At 63.3% G+C, this 25809-nt stretch carries 32 protein-coding genes; 11 read left to right on the top strand and 21 right to left on the bottom strand.

What is annotated here, in order from left to right; all coding sequences use genetic code 11:
- The first annotated feature begins 5 nt into the window (after window positions 1-5).
- From Q5701_RS06845 to Q5701_RS06855, 3 genes are read left to right on the top strand one after another with little or no spacing between them, the layout of a single operon-like run.
- The gene (locus Q5701_RS06845; RefSeq protein ID WP_306754522.1) at window positions 6-974 is read left to right on the top strand and encodes a TRAP transporter substrate-binding protein; all 969 of its coding nucleotides are present in this window, start codon (window positions 6-8) and stop codon (window positions 972-974) included.
- Window positions 975-978: 4 nt separating this feature from the next.
- Window positions 979-1473, top strand: a complete 495-nt coding sequence (locus Q5701_RS06850) for a TRAP transporter small permease (RefSeq protein ID WP_373568623.1) — start codon at window positions 979-981, stop codon at window positions 1471-1473.
- Window positions 1466-2755, top strand: coding sequence for a TRAP transporter large permease (locus Q5701_RS06855; RefSeq protein WP_306754524.1), 1290 nt, complete (start codon window positions 1466-1468; stop codon window positions 2753-2755). Before Q5701_RS06850 ends, Q5701_RS06855 begins: the two co-directional genes overlap by 8 nt.
- A gap of 121 nt (window positions 2756-2876) precedes the next feature.
- Here Q5701_RS06855 and Q5701_RS06860 read toward each other — a convergent pair whose 3' ends face one another.
- Both Q5701_RS06860 and Q5701_RS06865 read right to left on the bottom strand, forming a co-directional pair.
- Window positions 2877-3746 carry a glycosyltransferase family 2 protein gene (locus tag Q5701_RS06860; RefSeq protein WP_306754525.1) on the bottom strand — a complete coding sequence of 290 codons (870 nt, stop codon included), beginning with the start codon at window positions 3744-3746 and terminating at the stop codon, window positions 2877-2879.
- Window positions 3743-4360 (bottom strand): hypothetical protein, encoded by a 618-nt coding sequence (locus Q5701_RS06865; protein ID WP_306754526.1) that lies wholly within the window; start codon window positions 4358-4360, stop codon window positions 3743-3745. The genes Q5701_RS06860 and Q5701_RS06865 overlap by 4 nt, the downstream gene beginning before the upstream one ends.
- Window positions 4361-4600: 240 nt before the next feature.
- Between Q5701_RS06865 and infC the strand changes: the two genes are divergently transcribed.
- Window positions 4601-5089, top strand: coding sequence for a translation initiation factor IF-3 (gene infC / locus Q5701_RS06870; RefSeq protein WP_234853167.1), 489 nt, complete (start codon window positions 4601-4603; stop codon window positions 5087-5089).
- 55 nt (window positions 5090-5144) lie between these two features.
- Here the strand turns inward: infC and Q5701_RS06875 are convergent, their stop codons facing one another.
- Together Q5701_RS06875 and Q5701_RS06880 are read right to left on the bottom strand one after the other, a co-directional pair.
- A complete protein-coding gene (locus Q5701_RS06875) occupies window positions 5145-5462 on the bottom strand; it encodes a TM2 domain-containing protein (protein ID WP_306754527.1) in 318 nt (105 codons plus the stop codon).
- Window positions 5463-5538: 76 nt separating this feature from the next.
- Window positions 5539-6801, bottom strand: coding sequence for a hypothetical protein (locus tag Q5701_RS06880; protein ID WP_306754528.1), 1263 nt, complete (start codon window positions 6799-6801; stop codon window positions 5539-5541).
- 169 nt (window positions 6802-6970) lie between these two features.
- Between Q5701_RS06880 and pheT the strand changes: the two genes are divergently transcribed.
- Entirely contained in the window at window positions 6971-9358 is a 2388-nt protein-coding gene (gene pheT, locus Q5701_RS06885) for a phenylalanine--tRNA ligase subunit beta (RefSeq protein ID WP_306754529.1), read from the top strand.
- Between the two features lie 72 nt (window positions 9359-9430).
- Here pheT and Q5701_RS06890 read toward each other — a convergent pair whose 3' ends face one another.
- The 7 genes from Q5701_RS06890 to Q5701_RS06920 all read right to left on the bottom strand — a co-directional run bounded on the left by Q5701_RS06890 (window position 9431) and on the right by Q5701_RS06920 (window position 14778).
- Window positions 9431-9667, bottom strand: a complete 237-nt coding sequence (locus Q5701_RS06890) for a ribbon-helix-helix domain-containing protein (protein ID WP_306754530.1) — start codon at window positions 9665-9667, stop codon at window positions 9431-9433.
- Window positions 9660-9851, bottom strand: coding sequence for a DUF4169 family protein (locus Q5701_RS06895; protein ID WP_306754531.1), 192 nt, complete (start codon window positions 9849-9851; stop codon window positions 9660-9662). Before Q5701_RS06895 ends, Q5701_RS06890 begins: the two co-directional genes overlap by 8 nt.
- Window positions 9852-9916: 65 nt before the next feature.
- Window positions 9917-11311 carry a class II fumarate hydratase gene (gene fumC, locus Q5701_RS06900; RefSeq protein ID WP_306754532.1) on the bottom strand — a complete coding sequence of 465 codons (1395 nt, stop codon included), beginning with the start codon at window positions 11309-11311 and terminating at the stop codon, window positions 9917-9919.
- Between the two features lie 80 nt (window positions 11312-11391).
- Window positions 11392-12282 (bottom strand): dihydrodipicolinate synthase family protein, encoded by an 891-nt coding sequence (locus tag Q5701_RS06905; RefSeq protein ID WP_306754533.1) that lies wholly within the window; start codon window positions 12280-12282, stop codon window positions 11392-11394.
- Window positions 12283-12340: 58 nt separating this feature from the next.
- Entirely contained in the window at window positions 12341-13183 is an 843-nt protein-coding gene (locus Q5701_RS06910) for a transglutaminase-like domain-containing protein (RefSeq protein WP_306754535.1), read from the bottom strand.
- A complete protein-coding gene (locus Q5701_RS06915) occupies window positions 13183-13605 on the bottom strand; it encodes an OsmC family protein (protein ID WP_306754536.1) in 423 nt (140 codons plus the stop codon). Before Q5701_RS06915 ends, Q5701_RS06910 begins: the two co-directional genes overlap by 1 nt.
- A 75-nt stretch (window positions 13606-13680) precedes the next feature.
- Window positions 13681-14778, bottom strand: a complete 1098-nt coding sequence (locus Q5701_RS06920) for a deoxyguanosinetriphosphate triphosphohydrolase (RefSeq protein ID WP_373568651.1) — start codon at window positions 14776-14778, stop codon at window positions 13681-13683.
- A gap of 135 nt (window positions 14779-14913) precedes the next feature.
- On the opposite strand from Q5701_RS06920, the gene Q5701_RS06925 reads away from it, so the two are divergent.
- Window positions 14914-15237, top strand: coding sequence for a HesB/IscA family protein (locus Q5701_RS06925; RefSeq protein ID WP_234853156.1), 324 nt, complete (start codon window positions 14914-14916; stop codon window positions 15235-15237).
- On the opposite strand, the gene Q5701_RS06930 is transcribed toward Q5701_RS06925, so the two are convergent.
- Complete coding sequence (locus tag Q5701_RS06930; protein WP_306754539.1) at window positions 15234-15806, bottom strand: hypothetical protein; 573 nt, start codon at window positions 15804-15806, stop codon at window positions 15234-15236. The genes Q5701_RS06925 and Q5701_RS06930 overlap by 4 nt on opposite strands.
- Before the next feature lie 64 nt (window positions 15807-15870).
- On the opposite strand from Q5701_RS06930, the gene xth reads away from it, so the two are divergent.
- On the top strand, window positions 15871-16656 hold the full coding sequence (gene xth, locus Q5701_RS06935; protein WP_306754540.1) for an exodeoxyribonuclease III: 786 nt from the start codon (window positions 15871-15873) through the stop codon (window positions 16654-16656).
- On the opposite strand, the gene Q5701_RS06940 is transcribed toward xth, so the two are convergent.
- Complete coding sequence (locus tag Q5701_RS06940) at window positions 16653-17540, bottom strand: cation diffusion facilitator family transporter (RefSeq protein ID WP_306754541.1); 888 nt, start codon at window positions 17538-17540, stop codon at window positions 16653-16655. The genes xth and Q5701_RS06940 overlap by 4 nt on opposite strands.
- Before the next feature lie 114 nt (window positions 17541-17654).
- Here Q5701_RS06940 and Q5701_RS06945 point away from each other — a divergent pair, with 114 nt between their 5' ends.
- On the top strand, window positions 17655-17981 hold the full coding sequence (locus Q5701_RS06945) for a YnfA family protein (RefSeq protein WP_306755361.1): 327 nt from the start codon (window positions 17655-17657) through the stop codon (window positions 17979-17981).
- Between the two features lie 3 nt (window positions 17982-17984).
- Here Q5701_RS06945 and Q5701_RS06950 read toward each other — a convergent pair whose 3' ends face one another.
- From Q5701_RS06950 to Q5701_RS06960, 3 genes are read right to left on the bottom strand one after another with little or no spacing between them, the layout of a single operon-like run.
- Complete coding sequence (locus Q5701_RS06950) at window positions 17985-18326, bottom strand: hypothetical protein (protein WP_306754542.1); 342 nt, start codon at window positions 18324-18326, stop codon at window positions 17985-17987.
- Window positions 18326-18454 carry a hypothetical protein gene (locus Q5701_RS06955; protein WP_256445604.1) on the bottom strand — a complete coding sequence of 43 codons (129 nt, stop codon included), beginning with the start codon at window positions 18452-18454 and terminating at the stop codon, window positions 18326-18328. Before Q5701_RS06955 ends, Q5701_RS06950 begins: the two co-directional genes overlap by 1 nt.
- On the bottom strand, window positions 18451-20229 hold the full coding sequence (locus Q5701_RS06960) for an extracellular solute-binding protein (RefSeq protein WP_306755362.1): 1779 nt from the start codon (window positions 20227-20229) through the stop codon (window positions 18451-18453). The genes Q5701_RS06955 and Q5701_RS06960 overlap by 4 nt, the downstream gene beginning before the upstream one ends.
- Before the next feature lie 350 nt (window positions 20230-20579).
- Here Q5701_RS06960 and Q5701_RS06965 point away from each other — a divergent pair, with 350 nt between their 5' ends.
- A complete protein-coding gene (locus Q5701_RS06965) occupies window positions 20580-21362 on the top strand; it encodes a 3-hydroxybutyrate dehydrogenase (RefSeq protein WP_306754543.1) in 783 nt (260 codons plus the stop codon).
- Window positions 21363-21398: 36 nt separating this feature from the next.
- On the opposite strand, the gene Q5701_RS06970 is transcribed toward Q5701_RS06965, so the two are convergent.
- Together Q5701_RS06970 and Q5701_RS06975 are read right to left on the bottom strand one after the other, a co-directional pair.
- Window positions 21399-21779 carry a baeRF12 domain-containing protein gene (locus Q5701_RS06970; protein WP_306754544.1) on the bottom strand — a complete coding sequence of 127 codons (381 nt, stop codon included), beginning with the start codon at window positions 21777-21779 and terminating at the stop codon, window positions 21399-21401.
- A gap of 45 nt (window positions 21780-21824) precedes the next feature.
- Window positions 21825-23027, bottom strand: coding sequence for a pyridoxal phosphate-dependent aminotransferase (locus Q5701_RS06975; protein ID WP_306754545.1), 1203 nt, complete (start codon window positions 23025-23027; stop codon window positions 21825-21827).
- Between the two features lie 87 nt (window positions 23028-23114).
- On the opposite strand from Q5701_RS06975, the gene Q5701_RS06980 reads away from it, so the two are divergent.
- Together Q5701_RS06980 and Q5701_RS06985 are read left to right on the top strand one after the other, a co-directional pair.
- Window positions 23115-23405, top strand: coding sequence for an FAD assembly factor SdhE (locus Q5701_RS06980; protein WP_306754546.1), 291 nt, complete (start codon window positions 23115-23117; stop codon window positions 23403-23405).
- A 127-nt stretch (window positions 23406-23532) separates the two neighbouring features.
- A complete protein-coding gene (locus tag Q5701_RS06985) occupies window positions 23533-24033 on the top strand; it encodes a MarR family winged helix-turn-helix transcriptional regulator (RefSeq protein WP_306755363.1) in 501 nt (166 codons plus the stop codon).
- Between the two features lie 12 nt (window positions 24034-24045).
- Here Q5701_RS06985 and Q5701_RS06990 read toward each other — a convergent pair whose 3' ends face one another.
- The 3 genes from Q5701_RS06990 to Q5701_RS07000 are packed head-to-tail and all read right to left on the bottom strand — an operon-like array spanning window position 24046 to window position 25808.
- Window positions 24046-24474 (bottom strand): VOC family protein, encoded by a 429-nt coding sequence (locus Q5701_RS06990; protein ID WP_306754548.1) that lies wholly within the window; start codon window positions 24472-24474, stop codon window positions 24046-24048.
- Window positions 24475-24493: 19 nt separating this feature from the next.
- On the bottom strand, window positions 24494-24973 hold the full coding sequence (locus Q5701_RS06995) for a dihydrofolate reductase (protein ID WP_306754550.1): 480 nt from the start codon (window positions 24971-24973) through the stop codon (window positions 24494-24496).
- A 1-nt stretch (window position 24974) separates the two neighbouring features.
- Window positions 24975-25808: a thymidylate synthase gene (locus Q5701_RS07000; RefSeq protein WP_306754551.1), complete on the bottom strand. Its 834-nt coding sequence runs from the start codon at window positions 25806-25808 to the stop codon at window positions 24975-24977.
- Between the last annotated feature and the right edge of the window lies 1 nt (window position 25809).

Consider the following 25809-nt stretch of genomic DNA (forward strand, 5'->3'; position numbering starts at 1 on the left):
GAGATATGAAGAATTTTGTTGCTGCCGCTGTTCTTGGCTTGGTCTTGGCTGCGCCTGCCGCTGCACAGGAAATCAAGATCGGCTATGCGCTGGCCGAGGAAAGCCATTATGGCGCCGGGGCCAAGGCGTTCGAGGAGTCCTTGAAGAACAGCCTTGGCGACCAGTTCACCTTCCGCCACTTCCCGTCCTCTGGCCTTGGGGGTGAACGCGAGGTTCTGGAAGGGCTGCAACTCGGCACGGTCGAGATGACGATCGCCTCGGATGGAACGCTGTCGAACTTTGTGCCCGAAGTCGGTGTTCTGGGCATCCCGTTCCTTTTGCGCGACAAGGACCATGCCCGTGCGGTCCTTGATGGCGAAATCGGCGACGAGATGCTTGCCAAGTTCGAGAATGCAGGCCTGCACGCGCTTGCATGGGGGGAACAGGGCTTTCGCCACATCACCAGCAACCGCGGCCCCATCGAGACGCCGGCCGATCTTGAGGGCCTGAAGATCCGCACCATGGAGAACCCGGTCCATATCGAGGCGTTCCGCGCCCTTGGCGCAGCACCCACACCCATGGCATGGCCCGAGGTGATCGGCGCGCTTCAGCAAGGGGCAATCGATGGCCAGGAAAACCCGCTTTCGGTCATTGTCTCGGCCAAGCTGAACGAGGTTCAGAAGAACCTGACGCTGGACGGGCACGTCTATTCCTCGACGATCATCCTGATTTCCCCCTCGCTCTGGGGGAATCTGGATGACGAGCAGAAAGCCGCCTTCGAGAAAGCCGCCGACGACGCCGTTGTCGCCATGCGGGCCTATGTCGATGAGGTGGACGCATCCGGTGTCGCCCAGATGCAGGAGGCCGGCATGACGGTGAACGAACTGTCGGCCGAGCAGAAGGCGGCCTTCCGTGAGGCGCTTGCCGAGCGCTACAAGGCCTATGAGGCACAGTTCGGCAAGGAGCTTATGGACCGCATCCAAGCCTTTGAATAATCAGATGCGCCGCCTCGAAAATGCCTTTGTGACGCTGAACGGCACCGTGTTGGTGCTTGGGCTGATGGCGATGTCGGTCATTCTTGGCTGGAATGTCCTGGGCCGCTATCTGACGGGCAATTCGCTGAGCTGGGCAGACGAGGTGGCGCGCTATTCGATGATCTGGCTGACCTTCCTCGGCAGCGGCCTTGCGCTTCGCGAGGGCGCGCACGCCGCGATCACCAATGTGCAGGATGCGCTGCCAGGCCCGCTGCAGCGTGCACTGCGCGTGTTGATCCTGTTGGTTCTGCTGGGGTTCTTCGGCTTCATGGTCTGGGTCGGTGTTGACTACATGAATCGCATGGCGGTCCAGCGGTCGGCCGCATTGCAAGTTCCGATGAAGTGGGTCTATGCGGCAATGCCAGTCGGCTTTCTGCTGATGATCGTTCATCTTGTCCTGATGGCGCCCCGCTATTTGCGTGCTGGCATGGAACACCCGGAAGAGAGTGCCCTTGGCTGAGATCATGATCGCCGCATTCCTGATCCTGATGATCATGGGGGTGCCCGTCGCATTCAGCCTTGCCATGGCAGCCTTTGCGGCGGTGGCCATCGACGGACGCTATCCCATGGTCGTGGTGGTGAAGGAGATGTTCACCGGCCTCGACAGCTTTCCGCTTTTGGCCGTCCCGTTTTTCATCCTTGCGGCCGAGATCATGTCCACGGGCGCGATATCGCGTATGTTGATGCGGTTCGCATCGCAATTCGTGGGGCATCTGCGCGGCGGCCTGGGCTATGCGAACATCCTGACCGGAACTCTGTTTGCTGGTATTTCAGGCTCGGCTCTGGCGTCGGCGGCAGGCCCTGGGGCGATGATGGCCCGGATGATGGAGCGCAGCGGCTATTCCAAGGCTTATGCTGGCGCGCTGACGATTTCGGTGGCTGTCGTGGACCCGATCATACCGCCGTCGATCACGATGATCATCTATGCGCTGCAGGATCGCAATGTATCGGTCGGATCGCTGTTCATGGCGGGACTTCCGCCGGGCCTGCTGATCTCTGGCCTCATCGCCGGCGTGAACTGGTGGATCAGCCGCAAGCGCAACTATCGCAGCCTTGAGGCGCGTCCCCCTGCCTCGCAGATGGTGCGCAACACCATAGCCGCGCTTCCCGCGCTGCTTTTGATCGTCACCATCGTTGGCGGCATCCGCGGCGGCATCTTCACGCCGACCGAGGCGTCGGTGGTGGCGGTCTTCTACGCGATCGTTGCAAGCGCGGTCATCTATCGCGGTTTCACCTTTGCCGACCTGTGGGGCGCGTTCCTGCGTTCGGCCATCATGTCGGTCGCCGTGCTGATGATCCTGGCGGCAGCCCGTGCCTTTGCATGGGTGCTGATCATCGAGGGCGTCCCGCAAGCCATGGCCAGTGCCGTGATCGCGATGGACCTGTCGCCCATCGCCTTTCTGCTGATGGTCAACGTGCTGCTGCTGTTCTTCGGGATGTTCATGGATCCCTTGCCGGGTGTGATGATCCTGGTTCCGATCCTGGCGCCCATTGCCCATAACCTCGGCATCGCGCCGGATCACTTTGCCATCATCGTCATCGTCAACCTGACGTTCGGGCTTATGACCCCGCCAGTGGGGGGACTCATTTTCGTGGTTGCCTCGGCGACCAAGCAAAAGCCGTCAGCCCTGGTCCGCGAATTGCCGCCCTTTTTCCTTGCGGCAATCGTGTCGCTGCTGATCCTGACCTTTGTGCCCGCGCTGTCCACCTGGCTGCCCAGGATCAGCGGCTTTGCTCACTGACGGCCTGCAGCAACAGCGGGGGAATCACTGCGGGACGAACCGATGCCAAAGGCGGGCAGGGTGCTGGGCTGGTGGCGGAAAGGCTCGACGCCGAGATTGTGACGTTCCTATCCCCTTGCGGCTAGAACCATTGTCCGGGTTCCATCAGCCCCAGATCCATCAGTTGCTGTGCGTTCCATTGGAAGCGTTCCGAGTTCCGCCACTGAAAACTGCCCACTGCTTCCCGGGAACCGGGATTCTTGGCCAGAGCCTTGGCGGCGCGGAATGACGCAACGGCGGCGGTCAGGTTGTTGTGCCAGGGGCAGGCATAGGTGTTGTATTCGGGAATGCCGAACCTGTGGTCGGCTTCCAGGTGCAGGCCGGGCGCCGCGCGGAACAAGGCGATACGGTCTATGCGGCGGCGGGCGGGGGCGACGTGTTCCTCGAACCGCCACCGCAGACCGCCATGAAAATCCAGTTGCCGGTCCAGCGGCTGCCCATCCGGTCCCTTGCGGCCAAGCGCGAAATACCCCGCACGGTCGAACATCGCCTCTGTCAGGCTGACCGCGTTCGGATCGCGTGTCAGGTTTGTCGAGTAAAGGTCGATGACATAGGTCAGCATGGCGCTGCGCCGTTCCTCGGCGTGAAAGGCCAGAAGCTCGGCCACGCTGCGGGTTTCCGAAAAGGGGAAGAACAGGAATTCCGCGTTGTAGCAGTAATAAAGCCAGGTTCCTGCAGGAACGGCAGCGATCACCGCATTGACTGCACCCTGATGGGCCATGGAATCGCGGGCGTTCCAATGCAGGTTGGTGACGCGGCCCGCTAGATCCGGGGGCAGGGTGACAGGATCGGGCGACAAGGCCAGGATATGGCGGAACCCGAGGCCAAGGTGATGGAGCAGGGTTTCCTCGACCGCCGCATCGTCTTCGATCAGGATGATGGCAATGGGACCGCGGCCCAGAACCGATGGACGCGATTTCAGAAAGGCCGCCAGCGGCGGATGGGCTGTCACGGCATCACGGCCTTGACCTGATCCAGGGCCTGCCTCAGCAGGTCCGGGTTGGACCCGGCGGTTTCGACCAGCCGTTTCAGCGTGGCTTTCTGCGCATCGCCAAGGGCGGCGTCGTCGATGATCCGGGCGACCTGGGCCGCGTCAAACCCTTCGGGCGTCAACAGCGACTGAATGCGCGTCGCGGCAACGGCAGCGGTTGCGGCCTGGTCCGTCGCGGCGGCTGCATCATTGGCGGCCTGTGCGGCATCCTGGGCCGCTTGGGCCACGGGGGCGACGGCGCCACTGGCGGCGGTGGCTGCGGCATCTGCCGCACGGTCCGCAGCCTCCAGCGCAGCCTCGGCTGCGGCCTCGGCCTCGGCGGCCGCGTCGCTGACGGGGGCCACGCCCGCTTCCTCGGACGCTTCGACCGCCTCTGCAGCCACATCGGCTGCAATGGCTGCGGCATCGGCTGCGGCATCGGCCGCAGCCTCGGTCGCCTGGGTGGCTGCGGCGGTGTCGGCCGCCACTGGCGCGTCAGGTGCGGGCACGTCTTGCGCCAGCCGACCGTCTTGCCAGATCCACCATCCTCCCAGGCCAAGGGTCAGAATCACGATCAGGGCCAGAAGAATGCGCATGGCGGACGGTTCCTTGCAGACGTTTCGCCAGCTATGGCACAGGGGCGCGGCACGGAAAAGGCGCCGGGCGCGCACAAAGGCAGGGGGATTTGGCCCCGCCTTTGGGCAAAGCATCAAATCCAGTTGAACAATCCCGTTTGGACGCTTATTTTCCGTCTATTCCGATTTGGCTATCAAAGGAGCACAGCCATAGCCCGCCGACCGCATAACGCACCGCCCACCCGTGATACTGGACCCCGCGTGAACGAACGCATCCGCGTGTCCGAAATCCGCCTGATCGGCGCCGATGGAGAGAATGTCGGCGTGGTTCCGCCCTCGGTCGGGTTGCAGATGGCGCAGGACGCCGGGCTGGATCTGGTCGAAATCTCGCCCAATGCGACCCCTCCGGTCTGCAAGGTCATGGACCTAGGCAAGTTCAAGTATGAACAGCAAAAGCGCGAGGCCGAGGCTCGCAAGAAGCAGAAGATCATCGAGATCAAGGAAATCAAGTTCCGTCCGGGAACCGATACCCATGACTATGATGTCAAGATGCGATCCGTGATGAAGTTCCTGGAGGAAGGCGACAAGGTCAAGGTGACCCTGCGCTTTCGCGGTCGCGAGATGGCCCACCAGGATCTGGGACTGGAACTGCTGAACCGCGTCCGTACCGACGTGGGCGAAGCGGGCAAGGTCGAATCCATGCCAAAGCTGGAAGGCCGGCAGATGGTGATGATGATCGCCCCGAAATAAGGCGATCGCCTGGAAAGGAAAGGCCGCGCGGGCGATTGCCTGCGCGGCCTTTTTGTTACCAGCGTCCTGCCATCAGCCGTTGCCGGATCACGGCCTGGTCGTCGCGGATCATGCCGGGGATCAGGAACAGGTCGATGACCGCCCAGACCCAGACAAAGGCCAGGGGGATCCAGCCGATCAGGATGGGCGCGGTCAACGCGCCTATGCCGGACAGGATCAGCATGATAATGCCGCTGACCCAGCGGCCCAGATACATGCGGTGAACGCCCAGTCCCCATAACAGGACCGCCAGCAGATAGGCGACCAGCTGCGATTTCGATTCGTTTGCGACGCGCTGTTCGATCAACAGCTGTTGCTGGACATTGTCCGACAAGGGCTTCTCCTATCAGAGGGGGCGGAACCGCCGCCCCTTTGCTTGATAGATAGGATTGGCGGGCAGGGGTGCAAGATTACTCGGCCCTTAGGAAACGGTCGAAGGTCAGGCCGATGGGACGGATCGGCCCGGCGCTGCCATCGTTGCGCCCGACATCGACCACCCCCAGGTGATAGCGGCCCGGCTCCAGCAGCACCGGACCCAAGCGGGCATCCGTGCCGCCATCGGCATCGTCGTTTTCGCCCGCAACTGCGCCTGATGCGGCGAACAGCACCAGCCTGGGATCGGCCCCGACAAGCCCGCCAAAGGCATTGATGATGACCACGGTCGGCTGGTCCAGATCGAAGCCCAGCCATTGCGTGGCGCCGTCATGCAGGACAACCGTCTGCGTGACCTGCGCCAGGTCGACCGCCTGGATCGGATGGGAGCCGTCCGCAGGCGGGCTCAGTTCCCCCTTGCGATAGGCATTGCGCAGGAAAGCCTCCACGTCCAGCTTTTCCGCGCTGACTGTCAGTTCGCCCGGCTGCGCGGAAAGCGCGGCAACCGCGACGCAGTAATCCCCCGGCGTCAGGGCCGTGGCGAAATCCAGACGCGAATTCAGCCCGTCGGCATCGTCGTTTTCTCCCAGCAGGGCGCCTTGGGCGTCATACAGGCGCAGCATGGGATCCAGCGTCGGACTTGCGGCGCGCAGCGTCAGCGGCATTCCCTGTGCCAGGCTGAAACGGTAGTATCCCGTCTGCGTGCCGTCCTGCGTCGCCGTCACGGCCCCCTGGCCCAGGCGTTCGTCCAAAACGCCCTGAACCAAGGACTCGGCCGGAGTGTCCGGTGTACAGGCGGCGATCCGGTTGATGCCCGCATCGTCTCCGCCCTGCGGCAGCGCGGCTTGCTCGGGGCGCGAGACCTGGACCGTGGCCGACATGGCGCTGTTTCCCACCGACCGGACCGCAACGCAATAAACGCCCGGTCCAACGGTTGTCTCGAGGGCCGAGTTCAGCGATACCGGCGTATCGTCGTTTTCCGCGATCACGTCCCCGTCCTCGGTCAGCAGGGTGATCGCGGGATCGCCGTCCGACGCGCTTGCCTCGACCCGCAGGGCCTGGCTTGCAGCGCCCGTGCGAAAGGCGAAAAGCGCCTGCTGTCCGCCCGCCACCTGCGCTTGGGCCGACAGCGCGGCCGGGCTGGCGGCGATGTCCTGGCTGCCATCACCCTCCAGCCATTGCGCATCGCCGCCGCAGACCGGCGTGCTGTCCGATGCCTGTTGCGCGGCGGCGGGCAGGCCCAGGCTCATGGCGGCTGCAAGGGTCAGACCGGCAAGGACCGGATGATGAGGATATGGCATGATCGACCTTGGGAAGAGATTTTCGCCCGTTCTGGCATTCCCATGGGCCTTGGGCAATCACCGCCTGCAAGATTTCGGCGGATTGGGGCAGCTTGGCGCTTGACCATCCCGCCCCGGAACGGTTCAACGCTGGCAAATGCCCGTGCTGACGTAACCGGAAAGCGAAGTCATGAAGTTCACCCTCTCCTGGCTCAAAGAGCATCTGGACACAACCGCGACCCTGGACCAGATCACCGAGGCGTTGACCGACCTGGGCTTGGAGGTCGAGGAGGTTCGTGATCCGGCAGCGAAGCTGAAGGCTTTCACCCTGGCGCGCGTGCTGCACGCCCAGCAGCACCCGGACGCCGACCGCCTGCGCGTTTGCCGCGTCATGACCGACGAGGGGGAAAAGCAGATCGTCTGCGGCGCCCCCAATGCCCGCGAAGGCATCACCGTGGTTCTGGCCAAGCCCGGCGACTATGTCCCCGGCATCGACGTGACGCTGGGCGTGGGCAAGATCCGGGGCATCGAAAGCCACGGCATGATGGCGTCGGAACGGGAACTGGAACTGTCCGAGGAACATGACGGCATCATCGAGCTGCCCTCGGGCGAGGTGGGGCAGCGGTTCGTGGACTGGCTTGCCGAAAATGCGCCGGACAAGGTTGACCCGATGATCCACATCAAGATCACGCCCAACCGCCCAGACGCGCTTGGCGTCCATGGCATCGCACGCGACCTCGCGGCGCGGGGCCTGGGGGTGCTGAAGCCCGTTGCCGGTACTGTGGTGGCAGGGCGCTTTGCCAGCCCCATCGCTGTTTCCATCGACCCCAAGATTGCGGACAAGGCCCCCTATTTCGCAGGCCGGGTGATCCGCAGCGTCAGGAACGGTCCTTCGCCGGAATGGCTGCAACAGCGGTTGCGCGCCATTGGCCTGCGGCCCATCAACGCCCTTGTCGATATCACCAACCTATTCACCTATGACTTGAACAGGCCGCTTCATGTCTTTGACATGGCAAAGGTTTCCGGCAACCTTCTTGTCCGTTCCGCAGCGCCGGGCGAGGAAATCCTGGCCCTCGACGGCAAGACCTATGCGCTGCCCGATGGCGCCATGGTGATCGCCGATGCGAATGGCCCGGAAAGCATCGCGGGCATCATGGGGGGCGAACACTCGGGCTGTTCGGACGACACGACCGATGTCTTTCTGGAAAGCGCCTATTGGGATTCCATCGCTATCGCAGCGGCGGGCCGGGCGTTGAAGATCAACAGCGACGCCCGCTATCGCTTTGAACGGGGCGTTGATCCAGCGTTCACCCGTCCGGGGCTTGAACTGGCGACACAACTGATCCTGGATTGGTGCGGCGGCGAGCCGTCCGAAGTGATCGAGGCGGGGGCGGTTCCCGACACTGCCCGCGCCTATCGGCTGGACACGGCGCGGACTGCCAGCTTGGTCGGCATGGACATTCCGGCTGACCAGCAGCGTGCCACGCTGACGGCGCTTGGTTTCCGCATGGACGGCGAAATGGCCCATGTACCGTCCTGGCGTCCCGATGTATTGGGAGAGGCCGACCTTGTCGAGGAAATCGCCCGCATTGCCAGCCTGACGAAACTGCAAGGCCAGCCCTTGCCGCGCCCGCGCCCCGGCGTGCCGCAGCCGGTCCTGACCCCCTTGCAGGTCCGTGAACGCACCGCGCGGCGTCACGCCGCCGCTTTGGGCTATAATGAATGCGTCACCTACAGTTTCATCGACCGCGCCTCGGCTGAACTGTTCGGCGGCGGTTCGGATGCCGTCAGGGTCGAAAACCCGATCAGCAGCGAAATGACCCATCTGCGCCCCGACCTGCTGCCAGGCCTGCTGAGTGCTGCTGCCCGCAACCAGGCACGCGGGTTTTCCGACCTTGCGCTGTTCGAGCTTGGCCCGGTCTTCGCAGGGGGCGAACCCGGCGAACAGACCACGCAGATCGCAGGGCTGATGATCGGCAATACCGCCCCCCGCGATCCTTTCGGCAGCCGCCGCAAGGTCGATCTCTACGACGCCAAGGCCGATGCCGAGGCCGTGCTGGCCTCCATCGGCGCGCCCGCCAAGGTGCAGGTGAACCGCAAGCTGGATCCGTGGTGGCATCCGGGCCGCGCGGGCAATATCGCGCTTGGCCCGAATGTGCTGGCGACCTTTGGCGAAATCCACCCGCGAATCCTGCGCAGCCTGGATGTGAAGGGTCCAGCCGTCGCCTTCACCGTCCGCATCGCCAACGTGCCATTTCCCAAGACCCGCACGGCGACACGGCCCGCGCTGACCATTTCGGAATTGCAGGCGGTCGAACGCGACTTCGCCTTTGTCGTGGATCCTCAGGTCGAGGCCTTGGCCCTGGTCAATGCCGCCGCAGGCGCGGACAAGGCGCTGATCGACGGCGTGACGGTCTTTGACCAGTTCACCGGGCTGGAGGGCGGCCGGAAATCCATCGCCATCACCGCCCGCCTGCAACCTCGCGGGAAAACCCTGACCGATGCGGAAATCGAGGCCGTCAGCCAGAAGATCATCGACAAGGTGCAAAAGGCCACCGGCGGCACCCTGCGCGGCTAAGGGTCTTCTTCACGCAAATATCCCGCAGGGGGTCCGGGGGACGCGAAGTCCCCCGCTGCTCGCGGGACGCGATCAGTCCTGCCGCCGCAGGTCCGCGACCACGAACAGCCGCAGCGCCGTCGCCAGACCAACCTCGGGCGGGCGAGCGTGGTCGATCTGCCCGATCAGGTGCGCCCGGGTCATGCCGCGCGTGCGGGCGGCATCGGCGATACCGCGCCAGAATGCCTCTTCCAGCGAAACCGACGTGCGGTGCCCGTCGATCGTCACAGACCGCTTGACCGGCGGGGTCATCGGCGGCAGGTCAATCATCGGTCGCGGTATCGTCGCGGCGATGCGCATCAAGCACGCGACCGGCGCGGTCCGCTTCCGCCTGGCGGGCATCCCGGACGGGCTTCGCCTCGCCAAAGCGTGCAGCATTGGCATCGCCTGCCGCGCGTTTTGCGTCGCGGGCACGTTGCTTGCGGGTCTGGCGCAGGTTGACGATCTTGGTCATGCGTATCCAACGAACAAGGGCGCGGCCATCATACCGCGCCCCTGCCGCCATTGGTCAAGCCGCGATCAATCCTTGGGACCGATCATGTCTTCGGGACGGACCACGCGATCAAAGGTTTCGCCATCCACCAGACCCAGGGCAATGGCTTCTTCGCGCAGGGTGGTGCCGTTCTTGTGCGCGGTCTTGGCCACCTTGGTCGCGTTGTCGTATCCGATGGTCGGCGCCAGCGCCGTCACCAGCATCAGCGATTCCTTCATCAACTTGTCGATGCGCGCGACGTTCGCCTGGGTGCCCACCACCATGCTGTCGGTGAACGACCCCGCCGCGTCGCCCAGCAATTGCATGGACTGCAGGACGTTATAGGACATCATCGGGTTATAGACGTTCAGTTCGAAATGCCCCTGTGACCCGGCAAAGCCCACCGCCGCGTCATTGCCCATGACATGGGCGCAGACCATGGTCAGCGCCTCGGCCTGGGTCGGGTTGACCTTGCCGGGCATGATCGACGAGCCGGGTTCATTTTCTGGCAGGATCAATTCGCCCAGGCCCGACCGCGGGCCGGACCCCAGCAGGCGCATATCGTTGGCGATCTTGAACAGCGATGCCGCAACCGTCTTGAGCGCGCCCGAGAAGAACACCATCGCGTCATGCGCGGCCAGAGCCTCGAACTTGTTCGGCGCGGTGACAAAGGGCAGGCCAGTGATCCGGGCGATTTCCGCCGCGATGGCCGTGTCCCAGCCCTTCTTGGTGTTCAAGCCGGTGCCAACCGCCGTGCCGCCCTGCGCCAGTTCATAGATGTCGGTCAGCGCCAGCTTGACCCGCTCGATCCCCTTGGCGACCTGATGGGCATAGCCGCCGAATTCCTGGCCCAGCGTCAGGGGCGTCGCGTCCTGCGTGTGCGTGCGGCCGATCTTGATGATGTCCTTGAATTCCTGCGCCTTTGCCTCAAGCGCCTTGTGCAGCTTTTCCAGGCCCGGGATCAGGGTGTCACGCGCGACCATGCCGATGGCGACGTGCATCGCGGTCGGGAAGGTGTCGTTCGACGACTGGCTCATGTTGACGTGGTCGTTGGGGTGGACCGGCTTTTTCGATCCCAGTTCGCCGCCCAGGATCTCGATCGCGCGGTTGGAAATCACCTCGTTGGCATTCATGTTCGACTGGGTGCCGGAACCCGTCTGCCAGACAACCAGGGGAAAGTTGTCGTCAAACTTTCCCTCGAACACCTCGGTTGCAGCCTGTTCCATCGCATTGCCAATGCCGGCGTCCAGGTCGCCGTTTGCCTGGTTCACGCGTGCCGCCGCCAGCTTGACCGCGCCCAACGCGCGGATGATGGCGACAGGCTGGCGTTCCCAACCAATGGGAAAGTTCTGGATCGACCTTTGGGTCTGCGCGCCCCAGTATTTGCTGGCGTCAACCTCCAGCGGGCCAAAGCTGTCGGTTTCGGTGCGGGTCTTGGTCATGGAAAGGCTCCCTCGCGATTTCGCGCGGTTCTAGCCGCCGAAAGACCGATAGGCAATCGGTATGCAACGGTATGCCGGTTTCAGATCCCCTCCAGAGCGGAAATGGCATGGCGCAGCGCCACGTCGTGATCGGGCGCAAGCGGCAGGATCGGACGCGGCGGTTGCGCATCCGACAGGCCCATCAGGTTGGCCGCACGATGAACGACGCGGAAACTGCCGTATTGGCGAAACAGTGACCAGAGCGGCTGAAAGCCCGCGTCGATCCGATCGGCTTCCCGATTGTCGCCCGCTTGGGCCGCCCTCACCAGACGCAGCGCGGCCTCGGGCCAGGTGCCCGCAGCCACGCTGTAGAAGGCATCGGCCCCCGCCAGCATTGCCGCCCCGCAGCCCCGGTCGCCGCTGTAGCCGATGGAAAACCCCTGCGGCAGGTCGGTGCGCAGACCTGCGATTTCAGTCACGAAGTCGTCGTGTACGGGCAGGGGCATCTTGACCGCGCGGATCTGCGGAATGGCCGACAGGCGGACCAGCAGATCGGGCGAAAAAGTGAAATGCGTGGTGGTCGGGTTGTTGTAGATGCAAACCGGCAGCTCGCCCGCATCGGCGATGGCGGCGAAATGGGTGAACACCTCGTCATCCGTCAGGGGAGTGTAGGATATCGGCGGCACCAGCAGCGCGTCCGCCCCGGCGGCCTTTGCATGGCGGGCAAGCGAGATGGCCATGTCGGTGCGCAATGCACCGACGCCCATGATCAGGGGCAGGCTGCCGTCCAATTCGGCCATGGCCGCGTCCACGGCGACGTGGCGCTGATCGGGGTCCAGATAGGCAAAGCCGCCGGTGCTGCCCAGCACGCAAACCGAATCGACCCCGGCATCCGCTGCCCGCCTGACGATCCGGCGCAGATCGCCGGGGATCACCTTTCCGTCCGCATCGGCAGGGGTGATCGGGAAGGCGGAAAGGCCCTGGAAATGCATGATACTGTCCCCGAATGGCATCGGGGCAGAAGGTCATGCGGCGACCGGAATGGCAAGGTCAGGCGAACAGCATCCCGTCCAGTTCGTTCCCTTGGTCATCCACGGGAAAACACCAGACCCGAAAGCCGGTCAGGGTATGGGGACCGAAGGTGTTGATCAGGGGCACGTCCGCGGCGTCCAGTCCGCGCGCCACCACCACGCGGCCAATGCGGCGTTCGTTGTTGCGGGGATCAAAGGTCCACCACTTCCCACCCAGGAACACCTCGATCCAGGCGGCGAAATCCATCGCCGCAGCGGCCGGGGGCACCCCGATATCGCCGACATAGCCGTTGACGTAGCGTGCCGGGATGTTCAGCGCCCGCAGATAGGCCAGCGCCAGATGCGCAAAGTCACGGCAGACGGCGACCCCGTCGTTCCGCGCGCTTGCCGCCGTGCGGAACTGCGAGGCCAGCTTATAGTCGAACACCAGGCTGCCGTTCACATGATCGACGATGTATTGCACCCGGTTCCAGCCGGGCGCGATGTTGCCGAACAACCGCCAGGCCTCGTCACTGACCAGATCGGTTTCGACATAGCGCGAGGCGGTCAGAAATCCCAGAACCTCGGTCGGCAATGCCTCGACCGGCCACTCGGCGGCATTGAGGTCGGCCTCGTCCCGTGTGCCGGGGTCGTTTACCGTGATGTCGCTGTAAATGGTAAAGGCTCCAGCCGGCGCCATCATGCGCCGGCAGATATTCCCGAAGCGATCGACATAGCTCTGGACCGGGACCGAGGGCGTCGTTGTGAAGTCCTCGGGGAAGACATAGTCACGCTGCCGCGCCGTCTCGGGCGTGGTGAGACAGATCAGGGGGGTGTCCTGAGGCGTCTGTATCGTCATCTCGTGCCCGATCCGGATGCGCATCAGGCGACTGTCGCCTCCATCGTAACTTCGGCGTTCAGCAGCTTGGAAATGGGGCAGCCTTCCTTGGCCTGCTGGGCCAATTCCTCGATCTGCGCCTTGTCCCCGTCGGCCGAGATGGTCGTGACCAGATGGGCCTTGGTAACGGTAAAGCCGTCTCCATCCTTTTCCAGCGTGATCTTGGAGGTCGTCTTGATGTCGATACCGCCAAGGCCCGCGCCCGACAGCATATTGGCCAGCGCCATGCTGAAGCACGACGCATGGGCCGCACCGATCAATTCCTCGGGGTTGGTGCCCGGCTCGTCGCCGAAGCGCTTGTTGAATCCATAGGACAATTCTTTCAGGGCACCCGATTGGGTCGATACGGTGCCGTTGCCGTCCTTCAGCCCGCCCTGCCAAGTGGCCGATCCGCTGCGCGTGAACATTCCTGCGTCCTTTCTGCATCCAAGGTTCAGCCCCGAACGCATTGGGCAGGCAGAGGTTCAGGTCTGGCGAAAATATCACTGCCCGTTGAACAGCCGCTGGTGTTCCGCGATGGCAAAACGGTCGGTCATGCCTGCGACGTAATCAAGAACGACACGGGCGCATTGCGTCTCGTCCCCCGCCTCCCTTGCGATGCTGGACCAGTGGTCAGGCATCTGGCCCGGATCGTGCAGGAACAGCGGGAACAGGTCGTTCAGCATCTCCGTCACGTTGCCGCGTTCCACCACGACCGAGGGCGCGCGATACATCCGCGTGAACAGGAAGGACTTGATTGCCTTGATGTTCTGGTAGAGCGGCTTGGAAAAGCGGATGATCGGCCCGTCCATGTTGCGGATGTCCTGCGCGGATTGCGGCTGCAACCCGGCCAGGCGGTTCTGGGCGACGGCAATCACGTCCTCGACCATGGTGCCAAAGACGCGGCGCAGCGCCTCGTAGCGGCGGCGCGTCGGGTCCAGTCCGGGGTAAAGTCGGTCCACCTCGGCAAAAGCGGGGCCGACAACGGGCAGTTCGGCCAGTTCGTCTTCGGTGAACAGTTCCGCGCGCAGCCCATCGTGCAGGTCGTGATGGTTATAGGCCACGTCGTCGGCCACTGCCGCGACCTGGGCTTCCGCGCTGGCATTGGTGTGCAGTTCCAGATCCCAGTCCGCGTTCACCTCGGCCAGGGCATAGGGCAGGGGGCCGGTGACGGGACCGTTGTGTTTGGCGATGCCCTCCAACGCCTCCCACGTCAGGTTCAGCCCGTCGAAATCGGCGTAATGGCGTTCCAGCCGGGTGACGATCCGCAGTGCCTGGGCGTTGTGGTCGAAGCCGCCATAGGGTTCCATCAATGCCGCCAGGGCATCTTCGCCGGTATGGCCGAAGGGGGGATGGCCCAGGTCATGCGCCAAGGCCACCGTTTCGGCGAGATCCGTGTTGAGGCCAAGCGCGCCTGCGATGGTGCGGGCGACCTGGGCCACCTCGACCGTGTGGGTCAGGCGGGTGCGGAAATAATCGCCGCGATAGGCCTCGCCGTCGTGTTCCACGAAAACCTGGGTCTTGTGCTTGAGGCGGCGGAAGGCCGACGAATGGATGATCCTGTCCCGGTCGCGCTGCCAGGGACTGCGAAACGTGGACATCCGTTCAGGGTGCAGCCGCCCGCGGCTGGCGTCGGGATGACAGGCATAGGGGGCATTCACGGGGGCAGGGCCTTCCTTGCAACAGGTGCGTTCGAGCCTATATTTAGGAACTGCCGACGAAAACGGGAACGCCCCATGAACCTGCCGCCCAAAGTCACCGAACGCGCCTTTGCCAAACTGGCCGAGATCAACGATTCGGACAATGTTCGCCCCTTGCGCGTGGCCGTGTCGGGGGGCGGCTGTTCGGGGTTCCAGTACGACATCCGCCTGGACCAGGCCGAGGCCGACGATCTGGTGCTGGAAGGCGCGGGCCAGAAGGTCGTGGTCGATCCTGTATCGCTGCCTTATCTGGCCGGGGCGGTCATCGACTTTGCCGACGAATTGATCGGCGCGCGCTTTGTCATCGACAACCCGAACGCATCGGCCAGTTGCGGCTGCGGCACGTCCTTCTCGATCTAGCCGCAGACGCGGTTGCGGGTGTCCAGATCGATCTCGAGCCTGCGCAGGCCGGGGGTGGGCAGGCGGTTCAAATCGTCCTCGCGTTCCTCGTCCAGCTCGATCAGATCGGTTGTCACGGTCAGTCCCTGGCACAGATCCAGCGGCCCGGCGGACACGACCGTCATCCTGCCGTCGCTTTCCATCAGCCGGATGATATAGCCGTGCTTGCGCGCCACCGATGCGCCAAAGCTCATCGGCTGGTCCATGGTGGTCCATTCGGTCGCCGGACCAAACAGCGTATCTTCGTCCTGCCAGTCGCGGCCATGGGCGAAACGGATGTCCCAGGTGCCGGGCGGGACAAGCAGGCGAAAGAAACTGCCGCCGCGGATATAGCCGGCCATGACCGGATCGCCCCCGTCAGGCGGCGCCAGGAAGACGACATAATCCTGCCCCGTCATGGTCTTGACCACCAGGGGCAGCGTGGCGGGCAATCCGCTGCGGTTCCACATCAGCCCGGCGCGCGGCCGGTCCTGTGCCCAGGCGGGCAGGGCCAGGGCAATCAACAGCAGCAGGGCAAGCAGGCGGCGCATGGGGGTGAACGCAAGCTTCCCTCCTGCGGTTGCCAATCGCGCGGCATTCACTGATGATGCGGCCATGAAAATCGCGACATTCAACATTAATGGCGTCAAGGCCCGCATCCCGGCGCTGACCGACTGGCTGGCCGGATCGGGGGCCGATCTGGTCGTCCTGCAGGAAATCAAGTCGGTGGACGAGGGGTTTCCCCGACAGCATTTCGAGGATCTGGGCTGGACCGTCGAAACCCATGGACAAAAGGGCTTCAACGGCGTGGCGATCCTGTCCCGGCTGCCGCTGGAGGATGTAACTTGCGGCCTGCCCGGCGACGAGGGGGACGAACAGGCCCGCTATATCGAGGCGACGGTGCTGGGCACCCAGGCCGTCCGCATCGCGGGGCTGTATCTGCCCAACGGCAACCCCGCGCCGGGGCCGAAGTACGATTACAAGCTGGCCTGGATGGAACGGCTGCGCCTGCGCGCGGAAGAGTTGCTGGCAAGCGAGATGCCGATAGTGATGCTGGGCGACTTCAACGTCATCCCGGAGCCGCGCGACGCTGCTCGTCCGGCAGCTTGGGTCGATGACGCGCTGTTCCTGCCTGAAAGCCGCGCGGCCTTTCGCCGGATCGTGGCCCAGGGCTGGACGGACGCCGTGCGCATTCGCAACCCTTGGGCCACGCGCGGGCCGTTCACGTTCTGGGATTATCAGGCGGGATCTTGGTCGCGCGACGACGGCATCCGCATCGACCACCTGCTGCTGTCGCCGCAAGCCGCCGACCTTCTGGTGGAAACCGGCATCGACAAGGATGCGCGCGCGGCGGAAAAGCCCAGCGACCATGTTCCCGTCTGGGTCAGGCTGGCGGCCTAGATCACCAGAACGCCCGAATGCTTGGCCTTGTGTTCGGGTTCGACATGGATGGTGATCTGCGCGTCGTCCAGTTGCCGCCGCAACGCGGCTTCGATCCGGTCGCAAATGGCGTGGGCCTCGGCCACCGGGGTCTCGCCGTCCACCACCAGATGAAAGTCGATGAATGTCATGCTGCCCGCATGGCGGGTGCGCAGGTCATGCGCCTCGATCGCGCCGTCGGCATGGTCGGAAATCGTGGCCCGGATGTCGCGCAGCATATCGTCGGACACCGCCCGGTCCATCAGCCCGCCCAGCGATGCGGTCATCACCTTCCAGCCCGACCACAGGATATTGACGGCGACCACGGCCGCCAGGATGGGGTCCAGGATCGCATGACCCGTCGCAATCGCCAGGGAAACCCCCAGGATCACCCCGGCCGAGGTCACGACATCCGACAACAGGTGCCGCCCGTCCGCAACCAATGCGGGCGATTTCAGGCGGCGGCCCTGGGGGATCAGGACGCTGCACCAGGCCGCGTTGATGGCCCCGGCGAATGCATTGATTGCCAGGCCCAGCACGGGCGCATCCAGCGGACGGGGGTTGCGGATGCCGTGATAGGCTTCTTCCAGGATCAGCAGGGCTGCCACGATGATCATGACGCCTTCCAGCACGGCGGACAGGAATTCGGCCTTGTGGTGGCCGTAAGGGTGGCTTTGGTCCGCAGGCCGCTGGGCAATGCGGATCGCGATAAGGGCGGCCAGGGCGGTCGCCACGTTGACGGTGCTTTCCAAGGCATCCGACAGCAGCGCCACCGACCCCGTCAGTCGCCAGGCCAGCGTCTTCAGCGCAAGGACCACGATCCCGATTGCGATGCTGCCCATGGCGATCTTGATGGTGCGATTCATCGCGACGGTCCTTCGTGTCATCCCCCCGTCGGGCGGCATTTGACAGAAGCAGAGGCCAGTTGCAACTGGAAAGGGGTGCTGGACGCTGCGCGTGGCCTTCGCTATCCAGCCGCGATGCAGGCATTCGCGCTCTACCTGATCGCCGCCTTGGCCGAAATCGCCGGCTGTTTTGCCTTCTGGGCCTGGTTCCGGCTGGAAAAATCGCCCCTGTGGCTGTTGCCGGGAATGGCATCGCTGGCGTTGTTCGCGTGGGTGTTGACGCTCATCCCGGCAGATCACGCGGGCCGGGCCTATGCCGTTTATGGCGGCGTCTACATCACCGCGTCGGTTCTGTGGATGTGGCTGGCCGAGAGGCGCAGACCGGATCAATGGGACGTGACAGGGACCGTGGTCTGCCTGGCGGGCGCGGCCATCATCCTGTGGGGACCGCGCGCCGCCTGACGGTCAGTCGTCGCCGTCGTTCGGATATTCGTCGTCATCCCCGAAACGGGCATCATCGGCGAATTCATCCTCGCCCTCGCCCACATACTTGGCACTGAGGGCGATTGAGTGATTGTCATGCGCGGGATCCATCACCACGTCGGACGGTATCTCTCCGGCCAGCCATTCGCGCAATTCCTCGCGGATCTCGGACGGTTCCTGCCCGGTCGTTTCCGCCAGATGCGCTATGAAGGCGCGCTGATCGCCGTCGATCTCGTCCAGGTCGGATTCATCGACTTCGGGCCATTTTTCCACGATCGCTTCATAGAAAGCGGCCCAGTTCTGCTGCACATGCTGCCATTTCATCAGTATCCGCCTCCCATCGACGACTGCGCCCAGTTTGCGACGCCCGTTATATCCTCGCCCACGCCGGCGACCGTATTGCATCCGGCCAGCATCGCGCAGGCCAATGCCATGCCTATCACTGCTCTCATTCCTCTGCCTCCTGCCACCAAAGCTCGGGCATGAAGCCCGGCCAATCTCCGTAAAGCGGCGTTGTTTCGGCAGGATACCGCAGGTCCGCGGCATGGGCCAGCCGCGAGACCGGCGAGAACCCGACCGGTATCACGTAACGCCCGGCAGTCAGGATTCGATCCAAGGCACGCACGGCTGCGGTGAAATCGGCGTCGGTTTGCGAATTGACCATGGCGGCGATCACGGCCTCGGCAGCGGGGCTTTTCATGCCCATCCAGTTGCGGCTGCCGGGCTGATCGGCGGCGTCCGATCCCCAATACAGCAGCTGTTCGTTGCCCGGCGACAGCGACAAGGCGCGTTCATACCAGGTCATGTCGAACTGGAATTCATTGGTGCGCTGCACGAACTGCGCCGAGTCCAGCAGGGTGATGCGCGCCTGCATTCCCAGGTTGCGCAGCGCCTGGACATAGATGTCGGCGATCTGCTGGGTTTCTGATGCCGTGCGCATCGAGGTGCCGGACTGGTTCAGCAGGATTTCGAAGGCGAATGGGCGGCCTTCCGCATTTTGCAGCACGCCGTCGCGCACCGTCCAGCCTGCATCCGACAGCAGCGCAATGGCCCGGCGCAGGCCCGCACGGTCAAGCGCGCGGTCCGACCCCTCGGGCAGGGTATAGCCTTCGATGGTTCCCGGCGGCAGGTCTGCGGCAAAGGGCGCCAGCAGGTCGGCCACGCGGCCGGTCGCGGGACCGGGCTGCATCGCCAGGGTGGAATTGGCGAAGTAGGACGTGATGCGCCGGTCCTTGCCGCCGTTCAGCGTCGTGTTGATGAAGCGGAAATTGAACGCCTCGATCATCGCCTGCCGCACGCGCCAATCGGCAAACAGCGGATTGCGGGTGTTCATCACCAGGCCCATGATCCCTGAAGGCCGGCTGTTGGGGATCTCGGCCTTGACCGCATCGCCGCGTGCCATCAGGGGAAAGTCGTATTCGCGATCCCATTTCAGCGCGGACAACTCTCTCCAGACCGTCACCTCGCCCGCCTTGAACGCCTCGAACATGGCATTGGCATCGCCAAAATAGTCATAGCGGATCACATCCAGATTGTTGCGCCCGCGATTGACCGCCAGATCCTTGCCCCAATAATCGGGGTCGCGGCGAAAGGTGATCATGCGGCCCGGATCGACCTGATCCACAATGTAGGGACCGGACCCGATGGGCACGTCCAGGCTCGAGGCAGAAAATTCCTTCCCCTCCCATTGCGCCTTTTTCAGGACCGGGCGCAGGCCCATCAGCATGGCCAGTTCCCGATCGTTCTCAGTGAAGGAAAACCGGATGCTGCGGTCGCCGGTTTGTTCCATCTTCACGACCTTGGACCAGGCACCGTGATAGCGCGGATGGCCCTGGGTGCCCAATGTCTCATAGGACCACATCACATCCGCCACGGTGACGGGCGATCCATCCGAAAACCGCGCCTCGGGGCGCAGGGTGAATTCGACCCAAGACCGGTCCGCCGCGGCTTCGACCGACTGGGCCAAAAGGCCGTAAAGCGTGAACGGCTCGTCCAGACTGCGATACATCAGCGTCTCGGCCACATGGATGCCGACGCCCCATGCTGCATTGCCTTTCAGCACCCAAGGCTTGAGCGAGTCGAATCCCCCCGGCTCTGCCAAACGAATCATCCCGCCCCCTGGCGCGTCGGGGTTGACATAGGGCAGAGCGGAAAATCCCTGCGGTAGAGCAGGTTCACCATACATCGCAATGGCATGGGCAGGGGCGGCATGGCCTTGCAGCGGCATAGTTGCAACACCCGGAAAAGCCCCCAAAATCAGGCACAAGGCGCGGATAAACGCGAATTTGTTAAGGTTTCTTAAGATTTTCATTGCCCGTCCGCGTGCTTTTCTTGTTTTCGATACAAATTCAACTGACTCGGATGGGGATCGTCAATGGCGGGTCGAACTTCTTCGTTGGACTCTGACGGTTGTTGGCGTATAAATGGCTTACTGCTCGATAGGTTTCTTGCCTGTATGAAACCTGCCTCATGACTTAGCGCCCGCCTTGTGCGGGCGTTTTTTTTTGCCCATGCTGCACCTGCAAACGATCTGGCCCTGAGTCAGACCGTTTAATGTCATCAGTCAGGAGGGGGGCGATGTTCCAAAAATTTCTAAGCGGTAAAACCGCAATCGTGACGGGTTCCAACTCTGGCATCGGGCTTGGGGTGGCGCGTCGTCTGGCCATGGCCGGGGCGGATGTCGTCCTGAACAGCTTCACCGACCGGGACGAGGATCATGCCCTGGCCCGGAATCTGGCTGAGGAACATGGCGTAACGGTCCGCTATATCAAAGCGGATATGTCGCAGGGCGCCGAATGCCGCGCCTTGATCGAACAGGCGGGGCGTTGCGATATCCTGGTCAACAACGCAGGCATCCAGCACGTCGCACCGATCCAAGATTTTCCCGTGGACAAATGGGACGCGATCATCGCGATCAACCTGACCTCGGCCTTTCACACCACTGCGGCCGCCTTGCCGATGATGCGCGCCGCCCGATGGGGCCGGATCGTCAACATCGCATCCGCCCACGGGCTGACGGCAAGCCCCTTCAAGTCAGCCTATGTCGCGGCCAAGCACGGGATCGTGGGATTTTCCAAGGTCACCGCCCTGGAAACCGCGAAAGAACCCATCACTTGCAATGCGGTATGTCCCGGCTATGTCCTGACCCCCTTGGTCGAGGCGCAGATCCCCGACACGATGAAGGAATACGGCATGACCCGGGACGAGGTGATCCACAAGGTGATGCTGGAGCGCCAGCCCTCCAAGGATTTCGTCACGGTAGAGCAGTTGGGCGACACCACGGCCTTTCTGTGCAGCGATGCGGCGGCGCAGATCACCGGCACGACCATCAGCGTGGACGGCGGCTGGACTGCGATGTGACGAAAACGCCACCCTGGCACGGGTGGCGTCCCCCTGTCAGGCCAACGCGTCCTCGACACTGCGCAGATCGGAATTGGTCAGGTTCTTGGCGACCTCCTTGCGCAGGCGGAACTGCAGTTCCTTGTGATACCGTCTGCGCAACGCCCCCAAGGTCGAGGGATCGGCGATCACCGCGATGTCATCGATCTTGTGCTTCAGCACCATCGCATTCAGGTGATCGGCAAGCTGATGCGCGAACATATCGGGGTCATCGCCCGGATTGACATCGGGGATGGCATCGCCGGCCTTGGGCTGGTTCAGGCTTTCCAATGTGACCCGTTCCGTTTCCGTCAGCTCAAGGCCATGCTTGGCCGTATTGCGAAACAGCGTCGCGGAACGGCCGTCGGCCACGACGATCAGGGCGTTGTGGGGCAGCATCTTTGTCTCCCTTTCATGCTGCCTGTTAACGCGCCGCGGCTGCGGTCAGTTGCAGCCTTCGCAGAACCGCCGGATGCGGGCGACGGCCTCGGTCAGCTGTTCGTCGCTGGTCGCATAGGAAATGCGGAAATGCGGGCTGAGGCCGAAGGCTGCGCCAAAGACCACCGCAACCCCGGTTTCGTCCAGCAGCGCATTGGCGAAAGCCTCATCATCCGCGATGACCGTGCCTGCGCCCGAGGTCTTGCCGATCAGTCCTGCAATCGAGGGATAGACATAGAACGCACCCTGCGGCGTGGGGCAGTCGATGCCGGGGCAGGCGTTCAACCCGGCCACGACCAGATCGCGGCGGCGTTGGAAGACCGCGCGGCTTTCGGCGATGTAATCCTGCGGTCCGGTCAGCGCAGCCTCGGCCGCATATTGGCTGATCGAGCAAGGGTTCGAGGTCGATTGCGACTGCAGTTTGGCCATGGCCCGGATCAACGGTTCCGGCGCCGCGCCGTAACCGATGCGCCAACCGGTCATGGCATAGGCCTTGCTGACGCCGTTCATCGTCAGCGTCCGGTCCTTCAGCAGCGGCTCGACCTGGACGGGGGTCACGAACTCGAACCCGTCAAAGACCAGGTGTTCATAGATGTCATCTGCCAGGATCCAGACCTGCGGATGGCGCAGCAACACGTCAGTCAGTGCCTGCATCGCCGCGCGGTCGTATCCTGCGCCGGACGGATTGGACGGCGAATTGAGGATCAGCCATTTCGTGCGCGGCGTGATCGCCGCATCCAGCGCCTCGGGTGTCAGGCGAAACCCTTGATCCTGCCCGCATTCCACGATCACAGGCGTTCCCCCGGCTAGCAGCACCATGTCGGGATAACTGACCCAGTACGGGGCGGGGACGATCACCTCGTCGCCTTCGTCCAGCGTCGCCATCAGCGCATTGAACAGGATCTGCTTTCCGCCCGTTCCGACGGTAACCTGGGACAGGGTGTAGTCCAGCCCGTTTTCCCTCGCGAGCTTGTCGCAGATCGCGCGCTTCAGCGACGGCGTGCCGTCCACCGCAGTATAGCGCGTGTGGCCTGCATCAATGGCGACCTTGGCGGCGTTGCGGATATGGACGGGCGTGTCGAAATCCGGTTCGCCAGCGGACAGGCCGATGATGTCGCGGCCCTGCGTGCGCAGCTCCGCCGCGCGGGTGGTCATCGCAATGGTGGGCGAGGGTTTGATTCGGTTCAGGCGATCAGACAGGAAACCCATGGCAAACCTTGGTGATTTGAACGGCGTTACGGTATGGCTTATGCTGGCCCGTCAGGGACGGCAAGCACGCCCGAAAGGATGCATGGAATGATCGAATCTGCTGAAACCCGTCTGCGGCGTCTGAAAATGCGCAGTTGGCGCCGGGGAATGAAGGAAATGGACCTGATCCTGGGTCATTTCGCAGACGACGCCCTGGCATCACTGGATGGCGCCGACCTGGATGCCTACGAGGCCATGTTGTCCGAAAACGATCAGGATCTGTATCTTTGGGTGACGGCGCGGGTTAATGGCGGGACGGATCGTGGCCCGGCAAGCATTGCGGCCGTCCTGGACCGGATCGCGGCCCATGCAGCGGAACGGCTGAAGCTCGTTCAATAAAATTTTCCCCAATCTTCTGCGGAAGTTCCGTTGCATTAACTGAAGATTTTCGTTTTTGCGGCAATGTCAGGGCATGAGGAACAAATCAGGACCGCGAGACGCCATGATTTCCCCCGCTCCGCGCGATATGCGCCCCCAGGCTGACGTTCAGGCCCTGCCGGACCTGGCAGATACGACCGAGGCTTACCTTGAATCCCTGCAGCTTCTGGAACGGCTGCACCGGCTGATGCTGGATCTGGTCAAGGACGAATTCGAACGTCTGGGCCAACACGACCTGACCCCGGTCCAGGCGATGATCCTGTACAACCTCGGCGGAGCCGAGGTTTCTGCAGGCGAGTTGCGGTCCCGCGGCATGTATCAGGGATCCAATGTCAGCTATAACCTGAAAAAGCTGGTGACGATGGGCTATGTCCACCACGAACGCAGCGACATGGACCGCCGGTCCGTGCGGGTAAAGCTGACGCCTGATGGACAGGCGGTCCGCGACATGGTCCACCGCCTGTTCCTGCGCCATGCAGAAGGGCTGGCCATGTCCGGCGTGCTGGAAGATCCCCCCTTGGAACAGGTCAACCTGCAAAGCCGCCGGATCGAACGGTTCTGGCTGGAGCAGATCCGCTATATCTATTGACCGGAGGGAGCCTTACCAGTGGCCGGTGTTTTCCATGCTAGCCCAGGGTTCCGCCGGGGGCAGGGCATCGCCTTCTTGCAGCAGTTCGACCGACACGTTGTCCGGACTGCGAACAAAGGCCATGTGCCCGTCCCGCGGCGGGCGGTTGATGGCGACGCCTGCATCCATCAGTCGCTGGCACAGGTCATAAATATTGCCGACGCGGTACGCCAGGTGGCCAAAATGGCGGCTGTCCGAGGGCAGGCCGTCGTCGCCATCCCAGTTATAGGTCAGCTCGACCGGGCATTCCGGCTGGCCGGGCGGGGCCATGAAGACCAATGTGAAGCGGCCCTTGTCGTTGTCGATACGACGGGTTTCCTCCAGCCCCAGTAGCTTGAAAAAGGCCATGGTCTTGTCCAGGTCGGCAACCCGGACCATGGTGTGCAGATAACGTATGTTCATGGAGATCCCTTCCGGTGGTTCAACGTCGGCGCAGATATTCGAACAAGGTGCAGCGCGGGTGTTCATGGCGCAGTTCGACGGAGCCCAGGCAGTCCCATTCGTTCCTGTCGAAGGCGGGAAAGAACGTATCGGCAGCCCGCACGTCCAGATCCACCTCGGTCAGCAACAGCCGGTCGGCCAGGGGCAGCAGCGCCTCATAGATACCCGCCCCGCCAATGCCGTAAACCCGCCGATGACCCATGGAATGCGCAAGATCAAGGGCAGCCCGAGGCGTGGCAGCAACATGGTCCGCCGCGTCCGGGTTTGAGGATACCACCAGGTTCAGGCGATTCTTCAGGGGCTTGAAGGGCAGGCTGTCCCAGGTCTTGCGGCCCATGACGACCGCGCCGCCTGTTGTTTCCCGCTGAAAGAAAGCCAGATCCTCGGGCGCGCGCCAAGGGATGTCGTTGTCTTTGCCGATGGCGCCGTTGCGGTCGCGGGCTGCGATCAAGGTCAGCATCTTACACGGCCACCGGGGCCTTGATGGCCGGGTCGGGATCATAGTTCAGAACCTCGAAATCCTCGTACCGGAAATCAAAGATCGACTCGACATCGCGGCGCAGGCGAATTTGGGGCAGGGGCTTGGGAGACCGGGCAAGCTGGGTCCGCACTTGGTCCAGATGGTTGGAATAGATATGCGCATCCCCGATGGAATGCACGAAGTCACCGGGTTCGTATCCGGTGACATGGGCCAGCATTACCTGCAACAATGCATAGGACGCGATGTTGAACGGCACCCCCAGGAACATATCCGCCGAGCGCTGATACAGTTGCAGATGCAGCTTGCCCGCAAGAATGCGCACCTGCCACAGCGTGTGGCAGGGGGGCAGCGCCATGTCCGGGACGTCGCCCGGGTTCCAGGCCGACACGATCAGACGGCGCGAGTCAGGCGTCTGGCGGATCGCCTGAACCAGATCAGCGATCTGATCGACATGATCCGCGAAGAACAGGGGGCGGCCATTGGCATCCTGCCCGCTGGGCACCAGCTTCGGGAAATGCCGCCACTGGCGGCCATAGACGGGGCCAAGGTCGCCGTTTTCATCCGCCCATTCGTCCCAGATAGAGACACCATTTTCCTTCAGATATCGGATGTTTGTGTCGCCGGACAGGAACCACAGCAGTTCGTGGATGATCGACCTCAGGTGCAGCTTCTTGGTCGTCACCAGCGGAAAGCCGTCCGCCAGCGGATATCGGCATTGCAGCCCGAAATGGCTGATCGTACCCGTTCCCGTACGGTCCGTGCTTTCGTGCCCCTGATCCAGGACCATGCGCAAGGCGTCGTGATATTGCCGCATC

The sequence above is a fragment of the Paracoccus actinidiae genome, from assembly GCF_030863885.1.
GTDB classification, from domain to species: Bacteria; Pseudomonadota; Alphaproteobacteria; order Rhodobacterales; family Rhodobacteraceae; genus Paracoccus; species Paracoccus everestensis.